Origin of the sequence: Streptomyces corchorusii (assembly GCF_001514055.1) — a bacterium.
In the GTDB taxonomy this organism is placed as follows: Bacteria; Actinomycetota; Actinomycetes; order Streptomycetales; family Streptomycetaceae; genus Streptomyces; species Streptomyces olivaceoviridis.
In genome coordinates this window covers 191742-204014 of the sequence record NZ_KQ948351.1, presented here as the reverse complement: position 1 = coordinate 204014, position 12273 = coordinate 191742, and the positions used below count along the sequence as shown (strand labels likewise).

The 12273-nt window shown below is 74.8% G+C and carries 10 protein-coding genes; 6 read left to right on the top strand and 4 right to left on the bottom strand.

What is annotated here, in order from left to right:
* Positions 1–14: 14 nt before the first annotated feature.
* Complete coding sequence (locus AQJ11_RS00925; RefSeq protein ID WP_014672910.1) at positions 15–884, bottom strand: spermidine synthase; 870 nt, start codon at positions 882–884, stop codon at positions 15–17.
* Between the two features lie 34 nt (positions 885–918).
* Positions 919–1329 carry a hypothetical protein gene (locus tag AQJ11_RS00920; protein WP_015493253.1) on the bottom strand — a complete coding sequence of 137 codons (411 nt, stop codon included), beginning with the start codon at positions 1327–1329 and terminating at the stop codon, positions 919–921.
* Between the two features lie 266 nt (positions 1330–1595).
* Between AQJ11_RS00920 and AQJ11_RS00915 the strand changes: the two genes are divergently transcribed.
* Positions 1596–3104 (top strand): NsdA family TPR-like regulatory protein, encoded by a 1509-nt coding sequence (locus tag AQJ11_RS00915; RefSeq protein WP_107120762.1) that lies wholly within the window; start codon positions 1596–1598, stop codon positions 3102–3104.
* A 61-nt stretch (positions 3105–3165) separates the two neighbouring features.
* On the opposite strand, the gene AQJ11_RS00910 is transcribed toward AQJ11_RS00915, so the two are convergent.
* Positions 3166–3762 carry a histidine phosphatase family protein gene (locus AQJ11_RS00910; RefSeq protein WP_014672913.1) on the bottom strand — a complete coding sequence of 199 codons (597 nt, stop codon included), beginning with the start codon at positions 3760–3762 and terminating at the stop codon, positions 3166–3168.
* A 237-nt stretch (positions 3763–3999) separates the two neighbouring features.
* On the opposite strand from AQJ11_RS00910, the gene AQJ11_RS00905 reads away from it, so the two are divergent.
* The 5 genes from AQJ11_RS00905 (at position 4000) to AQJ11_RS00885 (ending at position 10366) form a co-directional block, all read left to right on the top strand.
* On the top strand, positions 4000–4944 hold the full coding sequence (locus tag AQJ11_RS00905; protein ID WP_059261494.1) for a phosphatase PAP2 family protein: 945 nt from the start codon (positions 4000–4002) through the stop codon (positions 4942–4944).
* On the top strand, positions 4841–6079 hold the full coding sequence (locus AQJ11_RS00900; RefSeq protein ID WP_398779992.1) for a hypothetical protein: 1239 nt from the start codon (positions 4841–4843) through the stop codon (positions 6077–6079). Before AQJ11_RS00905 ends, AQJ11_RS00900 begins: the two co-directional genes overlap by 104 nt.
* Positions 6070–7659 carry a hypothetical protein gene (locus AQJ11_RS00895; RefSeq protein WP_059261493.1) on the top strand — a complete coding sequence of 530 codons (1590 nt, stop codon included), beginning with the start codon at positions 6070–6072 and terminating at the stop codon, positions 7657–7659. The genes AQJ11_RS00900 and AQJ11_RS00895 overlap by 10 nt, the downstream gene beginning before the upstream one ends.
* Positions 7656–8993 (top strand): AAA family ATPase, encoded by a 1338-nt coding sequence (locus AQJ11_RS00890; protein ID WP_059261492.1) that lies wholly within the window; start codon positions 7656–7658, stop codon positions 8991–8993. Before AQJ11_RS00895 ends, AQJ11_RS00890 begins: the two co-directional genes overlap by 4 nt.
* A gap of 275 nt (positions 8994–9268) precedes the next feature.
* Complete coding sequence (locus AQJ11_RS00885) at positions 9269–10366, top strand: LLM class flavin-dependent oxidoreductase (protein ID WP_059261491.1); 1098 nt, start codon at positions 9269–9271, stop codon at positions 10364–10366.
* Here the strand turns inward: AQJ11_RS00885 and AQJ11_RS00880 are convergent.
* Positions 10345–12147, bottom strand: a complete 1803-nt coding sequence (locus tag AQJ11_RS00880) for a putative bifunctional diguanylate cyclase/phosphodiesterase (protein ID WP_059261490.1) — start codon at positions 12145–12147, stop codon at positions 10345–10347. The genes AQJ11_RS00885 and AQJ11_RS00880 overlap by 22 nt on opposite strands.
* Between the last annotated feature and the right edge of the window lie 126 nt (positions 12148–12273).

Below are 12273 nucleotides of genomic sequence, written 5' to 3'. Positions count from 1 at the left end.
TCCGGGCGGAGGCCCTAGCGGAACACCGAGGGCGGCGGGGCCGGGGAGGCCACCGCGGCATCGTCCGTCACGGGCACCGCGCCACCCGTGAAGTCGGTGAGGCGCCTGCCGTGTTCGACCCGGCCGGGGTGCGGGTCGGAGGCGGCGCGGCGGGTGAGTTCGGCGAGCGGCAGCGGGAGGTCGGAGGCGACCAGGATCGCGTTGCCGAAGCGCTTGCCGCGCAGCACGGCCGCGTCGGCGATCAGCGCGAGTTCGCCGAACCGGGCGGCGGCGGTGGCGATCTGGCCGCGCAGGTGCGCGAGCGGCGGGCCGTCGGCGAGGTTGGCCGTGTAGACACCGGAGGGCTTCAGGGCGCGCCGGACCTCGTCCAGGAACTCGGTGGAGGTGAGGTGGGCGGGGGTGCGGGCGCCGCTGAAGACGTCGGCGACGACCAGGTCGGCCCAGCCGTCCGGCACCTTGGCGAGCCCCGCGCGGGCGTCGGTGGCCCGCACCCGGATGCGCGCGCCCGGGTCCAGCGGCAGCTCCCGGCGGACGAGCCGCACCAGGCTCTCGTCCCGCTCCACGACCTGCTGGGTGGAGCGGGGGCGGGTCGCGGCGACGTACCGGGCGAGGGTGAGCGCGCCGCCGCCGAGGTGCACGGCGTGTACGGGCTTGCCGGGCGGGGCGGCGAGGTCGATGACGTGGCCGAGGCGGCGCTGGTACTCGAAGGACAGGTACGCCGGGTCGTCCAGGTCGACGTGCGACTGGGGCGCGCCGTCGATCAGCAGCGTCCAGGCCCGGGCGCGGTCCGGGTCGGGCACGAGCTGCGCGAGCCCGCCGTCGACCGGCTCCTCGACCGCGGCTGCGGCGGCCGACCCGCGCCGTGTGTTCCTCGACCTGCCCATCCCCCCATTTTCGCAGCCGCCGGGGGCAGGCGCGTCACCGGCAGTTGTCGGCCGCCTCGATCAGGCGGGCCGCCTCGCCCAGGGCCCGGCGCAGGACCACCGGGTCGGTGGCGAGGTCCGCCTCGCCGGGCGGCAGCAGCCAGTCGGAGCCCTCCACCGGCGGCTCGGGGTTCAGCCGCAGCCCGCGGCCGTCGGTCTCGGTGCAGGTGCTGCCCGGCACGTCCCAGCCGGCGGCGGTACCGGCCGGCACCAGGAAGCCGAGGGTGCCGCAGCCGTCGTCGTGCAGCACGGGCCCGACCGCGTCCGCCGCGCCCCGCCGCAGGATGTCGACCGCCTCCAGCCCCTGCCGGGTCGGTACCGTCACGAGGTCGCATCTCGCGTCACCTCCCGCGCACGTGGACGACGACGGCGACGTACAAGGATCGTTGCTCTGGCTGGTCTCCATGCCGGCCTCCACCACACAGCCCTGTTGCGGTCCGTGGAGTCCAACGCCCGAGCGCGTCAACGGCAACGGCACAAGTGCGCCGCAAAGGATGGCACTTCATGGCAGATCGTGCATGAGATATCCGGTTTGTAGCCAAACACCGCGTGGCGGGTCCTTCACAGCGGGTACGTTCATGCCCGCCGGAACCAGGGCGTCACACGGGCGACTCGTCCAGGAATCGCCCGGGTCCCGGCGTGGTTCGACGGTTCGCACGAGAGGACCCGGCCATGGCGTCGTCAACCGTGACCTCGTCCCAGCCCGAACGGCCACCACGGCCGAACCTCGCCTTCCGGCAGCTGCGCGGCCGGCGCTCACCGGCGGAGTTCGCGGCGCTGGTGCGGCGGGCCGCGCGCGAGATCGGTGAGCGGGTGAGCTGTGACGCGCGCTACATCGGCCGGGTCGAGGCGGGCGAGATCCGCTGCCCCAACTACGCGTACGAACGGGTGTTCCTGCACCTGTTCCCCGGCCGCACGCTCACCGACCTCGGCTTCGCGCCCCGCTCCTCCGTCCGTGGACGCGCGGCGCGTACGGCGGTGGAGACGGCCCCCGCGGAGGGGGCGCCCGGTGAGTCCCGCGGGGCTTCGGAGCCGTATGAGTCCCGTGAGACCGGTGGGTCCCGCGACACGCGGGGCCCGCGGAGACGGGGGCCGCTTGAACCGCACCAGGTGTACGAAGCGCACGAACCGTTTGCGAAAGACCCCCTGAACCACGAGGAGAGCGACGTGCTGCGTCGCGCATTCATGACCGGCGGAGGCGCCACGATGGCCGCCGCCACGCTGGCCCCGCTGGGGCTCACCACCGGCGCCACGGCGGCGGAACGGCCGCTGCGGCGCGCCGGCACCACCGAGGCGGCGGCGCTGGAGGAGGCCGTCCGCCGCATCCGGCTGCTCGACGACCGGCACGGCGCCGACGGCCTCTACCGGCGCGCGGCGGCTCCGCTGCGCGCCGCCTACGAGCTGCTCGACGCCGGCGCGACCCGGCAGACCACCGCCGACCGGCTGCACGCGGGCGCCGGTGAACTCGCCATCTCCGTCGGCTGGCTGGCCCATGACTCCGGCCGCTTCGACGACGCCCGCTCGCACTACGCGGAGGCACTGGCCACCGCTCGTATGACCGGCGATCCGGCACTGGAGGCACACGCCTTCTGCAACACCGCGTTCCTGGCCCGGGACGCCGGGCGGCCCCGGGAGGCGGTGCGGGCCGCGCAGGCCGCACAGCGCGCCGCCCAGCCGCTCGGCTCCGACCGGCTGATGTCCCTGCTGGCGCTGCGCGAGGCGGGCGGCTGGGCGGGGCTCGCCGACCGCACCGGCTGCGCGCAGGCGCTGGCCCGGGCGCACGCCCTGTTCGAGCGGGGCCGCTCGGACGCCGACCCCGAGTGGATGAGCTTCTACGGGGAGGCCGAGCTGGAGGGGCTGGAGGCGCAGTGCTGGTCCACGCTGGGCGACTGGCGGCGGGCGTCCCGGCACGCGCGGCGGGCGGCGCGCCTCCAGGACCCCCACTTCACGCGGAACATCGCGCTGTACACCGCGGAGCTGGCCGACGACCTCGCCCGCGAGGGGCGCCCCGACGAGGCGGCGGAGGCGGGGCTGCGGGTGCTGGCGCTGCTGGACCAGGTCCAGTCCTCCCGCATCCAGACGATGCTGGCCGGGACGGCGCGGGTGCTGCTGCCGCACCGGCGGGCTTCGGGGGTGTCGGAGTTCCTGGACCGCCACGCGTCCGTCCCGCGGCGGGTGTAGGTGGTCTCGGGGCTTCGGGGTTCTCCGGTGCCCGCGCCGCTCCGGGGCGCGGGCCGCCCGCTCAGCCCGCCAGGTGCCCCGTGTCGTTCCAGCTCTCGATCGCCGGTTCCCCGTAGGCCCAGCCCAGTACCGACAGCGACGTGGGGTTCAGCCGTATCCGCGCCGCGAAGTCCAGCGGCAGCCCCAGCCACCGCGCCCCGATCGACCGCAGGACGTGCCCGTGGGCGAAGACCAGGACGTCCCGGTCGGCCGAACGGGCCCAGGAGACCACCTCGTCCGCGCGCGCGGTGACCTCGGCGATCGTCTCGCCCCGCGGGACCCCGTCCCGCCAGATCAGCCAACCGGGCCGCACGGCCTGGATCTCGGCCGGGGTCATGCCCTCGTACGCGCCGTAGTCCCACTCCATCAGCGTGTCCCACACCGTGGCACGGTCCCCGAAGCCGGCCAGTTCGCACGTCTCCCGCGCGCGTACCAGCGGGCTGGTCCGCACCTCCGCGTCCGCCAGTCCGTCCAGCGGGGCGCGGTGCAGCCGCTCGCCGAGCAGCTTGGCCCCGCGCCGGCCCTCCTCCAGCAGCGGCACATCGGTCCTGCCGGTGTGCTTGCCGGACAGCGACCATGCCGTCTGTCCGTGCCGGGCCAGCAGAATGCGCGGTGCCATGGGGTCTCTCCGAAGGAACAAGCGGATGTACAACAGGGGGCGCACGACGAAGGGGTGCGGTCCCTCCATCATCGCGCACCCCGCTCCCGGGCAACCCGGCGGGCGATCTCCGCGTCTTCGAGGGCTGACGTACACCGGCGTGATCCGAGCGCCCGTCATGGGCGCGGTAGGGACGCCGTAAAGTGGCACGGTCGCCCGCCGGGCGCAGCCGCACAGCAGAAGGGGGAGGGCGATCGGATGCCGCAGACCGAGACACCGGGCACCGAGGTGGCCCCGCGACCCCGGCTGCGCTGGTGGACCGAGCTGCCGCTGATCCTGCTGGTCTACGGCTGTTACTCGGCCGGCCGGCTCCTCGCGCGCGGTGACGTCGCCGGCGCCGTCGACCACGGCCTGGCGATCCTGCGCGTCGAGAAGGCCCTGCGCCTGAACGCGGAGCACCCGCTGAACCGGCTGTTCACGCGCGAGCCCTGGCTCGGGGTGCCGGCCGACTTCTGGTACGCCTCGCTGCACTACCTGGTCACGCCCGTGATCCTGGTCTGGCTGTTCCGCGCGCGTGCCCGGCACTACCGGGCGGCCCGCACCTGGCTGATGACGTCCACGTTCATCGGCCTGATCGGCTTCACCCTGCTGCCGACCTGCCCGCCCCGCCTGCTCTCCGCCGGCCACGGCTTCGTGGACACGATGGCGCAGTACAGCGCGTACGGCTGGTGGGGCGGCGAGGCCAGCGCCCCGCGCGGCATGGGCGGCATGACCAACCAGTACGCGGCGATGCCGAGCCTGCACGTGGGCTGGGCGCTGTGGTGCGGTGTGATGCTGTGGCGCTACGGCGGCACGCGCCTGACGAAGGTCCTCGGTGTCGTCTACCCGCTGGTGACCGCGCTGGTGGTCATGGGCACCGCCAACCACTACTTCCTGGACGCGGTCGCGGGCGTGGCCGTGATGGGCGTCGGCCTGCTGCTGGCACCGCTGGTGCTGCGGGCCGCGGACCTCGTGCGGACCCGGCTGTCCCGCCGTACCGCACCGGTCACGCAGGGCGCGGGTTCCCCGATTGTCAGTGCCGGATGCCAGACTTCGGCGGGTGAGCGAATTCCACGGCAGCGCGAGTCGCGGCTCGACCCCGCGGCCGGACCGGACGCCTCCCCCAGCGACGCGGGCGAAGGGGCTCCGGCACCGGCTCGCTGAGCTGCGCGGTCCCGACGTACCGGCCAAGGCCCTGGACGCCCGCGCCCTCGCGGCGCTCGCGGCGAACCCGGGCTGCTCCCGGCGGGCGATCCTGGACGGCGCCGGGGTGGACAAGGCCCGGCTGGCCGGCGCGCTGGGCGCGCCGTCCGGTTTCGGGCAGTCGCAGTTCGCGCTGACCCGGGGCAACGCGTTCGAGGCGCGGGTCAAGGCGGACGGCGGCGCCGAACTGCTGCGGCTGGCGCACGCCCGGCTCGACCCGGGCGCCGAACCGCCCGCCACGGCGGCCGTACCCGACCTGAGCGCGCACGGCCCGGAGGGGCGTACGGCCCGTACGGCGCTGGCGCTGCGCGAGGCCACGCGGGCCGGCGGGTGGACGCTCCTGGACCATCCGATGCTCGTCCTGGATGTGGCCGGTTCGCTCGCCTTCCTGGAGCCGGACGCGGTCGTGGTGCACCCGGACGGCAGCTGGTCGGTGGTGGAGATCAAGTCCTTCCCGATGGTGGACGGCTCCGCGGACCCGGCGAAGGTGGGCGCGGCGGCCCGCCAGGCGGCGGTGTACGTGCTCGCCCTGGAGGAGGTCGCGAAGCGTCTCGAGGCGGACCCGCAGGGGCACGCCCCCGAGGGCGCTCCGGTGCCGCGGGTGCGCCACCAGGTGCTGCTGGTCTGCCCGAAGGACTTCTCCAACCTGCCCGCGGGCTCCGCCGTGGACGTCCGCAAGCAGCGCGCGGTCACCGCCCGCCAGCTGGCCCGGCTCACCCGCGTCGAGGAGATCGCCGACGCGCTGCCCGAGGGCACGTGCTTCGCGCCCGACCGGCCCGCCGAGGAGCTGACGGCGGCCGTGGAGGCGGTGCCGGCGACGTACGCGCCCGAGTGCCTGTCCGCCTGCGAGCTGGCCTTCCACTGCCGGGAGCGGGCCCGCGCGGCCGGCGCGGTCACCCGGCTCGGCCGGCCGCTGCGGGCCGAGCTGGGCGGGCTGGCCACGGTCGAGGAGGTCCTGGCGGCGGCCCACGGCGAGGGCGGCGACCCGGACGACCCGGCGGTGGCCGCGCTGCGCCGGGCGGCGGCCCTGCGCGCGGAGGCCCTGCGCGAGGCCCGGGAGGCCCGGGAGGTCCCGGAGGCGGTCCCGTGTCCCTGATCACCGCCCTCGCCCGGCTGGAAGCCGTCGGCACGGGCCGGGCGCAGCCCGCCGCGACCGTCCGGCACCGGCACCTGTCCGAGCACCCCCTGGTGTTCGTGCCGCTCACCACGGCCGGTGAGACGGGCGCCCCGCTCGGCGCGCTGGTCGGCACCGACCGGGACGCGCCCCGGCTGCTGGTCGTACCGCAGCCCCGCGACCGCGATCTGCGCTTCACGTTCCTGGCCGACCTGGCCGACGTCGTCCTGCCCTACATCGACGCGTACGCCGACTCCGTGGAGGCGGCCGAGCGCACCGAGACCGATCCGGAGACCGGCAAACGGGTCAAGGTGGCGGCGGAGCTGTGCGCGGACGCGCCCCAGCTGATCGTGCCGAGCCGCACGGGCCTGGACTTCGTACGGCTGCTGGGCCGCTCGATGCGGTTCCGGCGCACCGCCGAGCAGGACCCGGACGCGCCCTATCCGGCGCCGCCGCGGGTGCCGTTGCTCGGCCGCTGGCTGACCCACTACGGCGAGCGGGCCCGGGTCCCGGGCTCCTCGCTGCTGCTCGCCCTGACCGATGTGCTGTCCCGGCACTGGGCGACCGGCCAGTCGGGCCTGGAGGACGAGCACCTGGGCGCGCTGCTGGCCTGGATCGACCCCCCGCAGGGCCTGACCGGCGCCGAGGCGGCCCGCCGGGCCGAACTCGCCAGGGACGCCGACGGCCAGTTGCTGTGCCCGCCGGCCGGCCCCGCCACCGACCCGGCGTTCGACAACAAGCTGCTGGCCCCGGCGATCGAGCGCTACGACCGCGCGCGGACGGCCCTGGCCGCCGCCGAGGACCCGCTGGAGGCCGACGACCGGCTGGCCGCGCTCACCCGGGCCGAGCGGGAGGTCCGCGACCTGGTCGAGAGCCGTACCCGGCCCACCTGGGACGCGGTGTGGCGGGGCCTGGACCTGCTGCGGGCGCTGCCGGAGGGCGCGCACGTGGAGGGGCGCTGGACCCGGGACCGCTGGTCGTTCACCGGGCACCGGGACCGGGTGCTGGCCGGTGAGCCCCCGCAGCCGCGCCGGGACGACGCGGTGACGGCGGCGAACAAGCTGGCCACACGCGAGCGTGAGCAGGCCCGGCTGGAGGCGCAGGAGGCGCTGGACGACCCGCTGGTGATGGCGGGGCGGCGGCTGGCCGGGGAGGCGTTCGCGGGCGAGGTGACCGACGTCGTGATGGCGTACAGCGAGGGCAAGCGGCCGAGTCCGCGCCCGCTGGTGACGGTCCGCACCGACGACCGGCCCCACCTGGCGGAGCGGGGGAAGGTGTACCGCTCGCTGGGCGGCAAGCCGCAGTCGGCGGAGTTCGTCGGTCAGGAGGCCGACGGTGTGCTGGTCCTGCGCGTCCTGGACAAGATGGGCCGCGGGAAGGAGCCGGAGCCCGGCTCGGTGCCGGAGAAGGGCGACCGGGTCTGCTTCACGCTGTTCGAGCACGAGCAGCGCGGCGGCGCGAAGCTGCCGGACCCGGAGGAGACCCCGTGGACGCACGGCGGCCCGCCGGGCGAACCGGCTGCGGAGGCCCCCGACACCGTGACCGAGGAGGACGTGCTGTGACGACCGTCGACTTCGATCCCGGAGCCGCGGCCGGCCGCGCCACCGACGCGATCCTCCACGACACGCTGCACGGCACCGAGCGGGGCGTGGTGGTGGACTCCCCGCCGGGTGCCGGCAAGTCGACGCTGGTGGTCCGCGCGGCGCTCGAACTCGCCGCTGCCGGGCGCCCGCTGATGATCGTGGCCCAGACGAACGCGCAGGTGGACGACTTGGTCCTGCGTCTGGCCGAGAAGAACCCGGACCTGCCCGTCGGCCGTCTGCACAGCAGCGACACGGACGCGTACGACGCGGCGCTGCACGCCTTGCCGCAGGTCCGCACATCGGCGAAGGCGGCCGACCTGAGCGGGCTGCCGGTGGTCCTCTCGACGGCCGCCAAGTGGGCGCACGTGAAGGTGGACGAGCCCTGGCGGCACGCGATCGTGGACGAGGCGTACCAGATGCGCTCCGATTCGCTGCTCGCCGTGGCCGGCCTGTTCGAACGGGCGCTGTTCGTGGGCGACCCGGGCCAGCTGGACCCCTTCTCCATCGTCGGCAGCGAGCAGTGGGCGGGCCTGTCGTACGACCCCTCGGCCTCGGCGGTCACCACCCTCCTGGCCCACAACCCGGAGCTCCCCCAGCACCGGCTTCCGGTCTCCTGGCGCCTGCCGGCCTCGGCGGCGCCCCTGGTCTCGGACGCGTTCTACCCGTACACCCCGTTCCACAGCGGCACCTCCCACGGGGACCGCCGGCTGACCTTCGCCGTCCCCTCCGACGGCTCCGGCCCGGACCGGGTGATCGACGAGGCCGCGGAGTCCGGCTGGGGCCTGCTGGAGCTGCCCGCCCGGCACACCCCGCGCACGGACCCGGAGGCGGTCCGGGCGGTGGCGATGGTGGTCCGCCGGCTGCTGGACCGGGGCGGCGCGGCCACCTCCGAGCGCGCGCCGCACCCCACCCCCCTGACGGCCGACCGCGTGGCGGTGGGCACGGCCCACCGCGACCAGGCGGCGGCGGTCCGCGCGGCCCTGGCCGACCTCGGCGTCCCGGACGTGACCGTCGACACGGCGAACCGTCTCCAGGGCCGCGAGTACGACGTCACGGTCGTCCTGCACCCGCTCTCCGGCCGCCCCGACGCCACCGCCTTCCACCTGGAGACGGGCCGCCTGTGCGTCCTGGCGTCCCGCCACCGGCACGCCTGCATCATGATCTGCCGCGCCGGGGTGACCGACCTGCTGGACGACTACCCCTCCACGGAACCGGTCCAGCTGGGAACGCTGGTGAAGTTCCCGGACGGCTGGGAGGCGAACCACGCCGTCCTGTCCCACCTCAGAGAACACCGCGTGACCTGGCAGCCCTGACCAACACCCCGGCATCTCCCGGCGGATCAGGACCCCCACGCCCCTCCGCCGGACGGAGTCCGGCACGCCGCCGGAGGCGGCCGATGGTCACAGCCCCCGACGGCTGGGAGGCGAACCACGCCGTCCTGTCCCACCTCACAGAACACCGCGTGACCTGGCACCCCTGAGCGACGCCCCGGCACCTCCCCGGCGATGCCGCCCGGAGGGAATAAGCGGGGACTCTCTCCTGTTAGGCGCTGAAGGACAGCTCACGCTCGCATCAGGAGGCGCACACCGTGTCGGCAGACGAGGCAGACGAGATCCGGGGCACCACGCTCGGCACCGCCCCCGCCCCCCTCTCCGTACTGGACCTGGTGACCGTCGGCGCGGGCAGTACGGCCACCGACGCCCTGCGCACCAGCGTCGCGCTCGCCCGGTTCACCGAGTCCCGCGGCTTCCACCGGTACTGGGTCGCCGAACACCACTCCATGCCCGGTGTGGCCTCCTCCTCCCCCGCCGTGATCCTCGCCCACCTGGCCGCCCACACCGACCGCATCCGGCTCGGCTCGGGCGGCGTCATGCTGCCCAACCACGCCCCGCTGGTGATCGCCGAGCAGTTCGGCACGCTGGAGGCGCTGGCCCCGGGCCGGGTCGACCTGGGCCTCGGCCGGGCGCCGGGCACCGACGGGGCCACGGCCGCGGCCCTGCGCCGTACCGACACCCTCAACGAGGGCGCCGACGACTTCCCGCAGCAGCTCGCGGAGCTGACCCGGTTCCTGGACGACGACTTCCCGGACGGCCACCCGTACCGCCGCATCCACGCGATCCCGGGACCGGTCCAGGGCAGCACCCCCGGCGGGGTCCAGTCGCCGCACCGGCCGCCCGTCTGGCTGCTCGGCTCCTCCGGCTTCAGCGCCCGCCTGGCCGGCCTGCTCGGCCTGCCGTTCGCCTTCGCGCACCACTTCTCCGCGCAGAACACCATCCCGGCGCTCGACCTGTACCGGGAGTCCTTCCGGCCCTCCGCCGTCCTCTCCGAGCCGTACGCCCTGATCGGCGTCTCCGCCCTCGCCACGGACGACGAGCGGGAGGCCCGCAGGCAGAGCCGGGCGATGGCGCTGAACATGGTCCGGCTGCGCACCGGCCGCCCCGGACTGTTCCCCGACCCGGAGGAGGCCGAGCGGCACGAGTTCAGCCCGATGGAGGAGGAGTTCGTCGCCTCCTGGACGGCCAACATCGTGCACGGCACGGCCGACGAGGTCCGCGCCGGACTGGACGACCTGCGCAAGCGCACCGGCGCCGACGAGCTCATGATCACCTCGCACGCGCACCGCGGTGAACTCCGCCTGCGCTCCTACGAGCTGATCGCGGACGCCTACGGATTGCCGACCGCGTAGGCCTGCGCCCCGAGCAGCTCGGAGATACGATCCGGCGGCACCGGACGGGAGTACAGCCAGCCCTGTCCGGTGTCGCAGCCGATCCGGCGCAGCCGGGTGGCCTGGGCGGAGGTCTCCACGCACTCCGCGGTGACCGTCAGACCGAGCCGGTGGGCGAGCTGGATCATCGCCTCCACGATGACCTCGTCGGCCGGGTTCGGGGCGATCGCCTTCTTGTCGCCGTCGTACTGGAAGCCCCGTACGAAGGAGCCGTCCAGCTTCAGCGTGGAGACCGGCAGCCGGCTGAGGTAGGCGAGGTTCGAGTAGCCGGTGCCGAAGTCGTCGATGGCGATGCGCACGCCCATGTCGCTGAGGGCCTGGAGGGCCTGGAGCGGGCGTCCGGCCGAGCCCATCACCGCCGACTCGGTCAGCTCCAGTTGGAGCAGCTGTGGCGCGAGTCCGGTCTCGGCGAGGATCTCCGCCACGTCGGCCACCAGGTCCGAGTCCCACACCTGCCGTACGGCGACGTTCACGCTGACGAAGATGGGCGGTTCGCCGGGGTGGTCCAGCTGCCAGCGGCGGGCCTGCCGACAGGCGGTGTGCAGCGCCCAGCGGCCGAGCTGCACGATCGAGCCGTCCTCCTCGGCCAGTCCGATGAACCGATTCGGCGTCAGGGTGCCGAACTGCGGGTGGTGCCAGCGGATCAGGGCCTCGACGCCGTTGAGCCGGCCGTCCTCCATGGCCACCAACGGCTGGTATTCGAGGGCGAATTCCTCGCGTTCGATGGCGGGCCGCAGGGTGGAGGACAGCGCCTGGCGGGTCATGCGGTGGGCGTTGCGCTCGGGGTCGAACAGGGTCCAGCGGCCCTTGCCGTCGGCCTTGGCCCAGTACAGGGTCGTGTCGGCCGCCTGCATCAGCCCGGTGGCCGTCGTACCGGCCGCGTGCCGCTCGACGACACCGATGGACGCGGTCAACGACAGCCGCTGACCGGCCAGGTCGAAGGGTTCCTCCAGTGCCTTCAGCGCGGACTCGGCCAGGTCGGCGAGTTGTTCGGTGCCGGTGGAGTCCTCCACCAGCAGCGCGAACTCGTCGCCGCCGAGCCGGGCCACGAGGGGGGTGGCGGCGCGGGCGTACCCCGTCTCGTCGGCGACCCGGGTCAGGCGTTCGGCGACGGCCGCGAGGAGCCGGTCTCCGACGCGGTGGCCGAGGGTGTCGTTGACCGCCTTGAAGCCGTCGACGTCCAGGTAGCACAGGCCGATCCGGCCGGTGCCGCTCTCCTCGTACGACCCCGCCTCCAGCGCGGCCGTCAGGCGCTCGAAGAACAGTGTGCGGTTGGGCAGCCGGGTCACCGGGTCGTGCATCTGCAAGTGCCGCAGCCGCGCCTGGAGTTCGCGCCGGGAGCTGATGTCGGCGACCGACAGCAGGACGCCGGGTTCGCCGGTCAGCGGGGCGACGGTGACCTGCACCCACAGCGAGTGCCCCTCGGGGTGCTTCAGCCGGCGGGTGCAGCGCAGGCGGGCCTGCCGGCCGCGCAGCACCTCGCGGTAGGCGTGCCGGCTGCGGGCGTCCGCGGCCAGGTCCACCAAGTCGGCGGCGACCCGCCCGACGAGGGTGCCGGGGGCGGCGCCGAGCAGCTCACCGAGGGCGGCGTTGGCCGCGACGACGAGTCCCTCCGGGGCCACGACCGCCATGGCGAGCGGGGCGGTCGCGAAGACACGGTGGTAGGTGGTGTAGTGACTGTCTGTGACGGCTGACCGGTCGAGGTCTGCCGCGGGCGTCGGCCCTTCGGACGTTCCGCTCACCGCTCGCTCCCGCAGTGCACTCGATCTGTGTCCGTGCCTGTCCGTGCCGGAAAGTGTGCCGATCATAGAGGCTGGCTCCGGGCCCTTCCAGCCGCTGTCCAGTGTCCCGGACAGAGCACAGGTTCT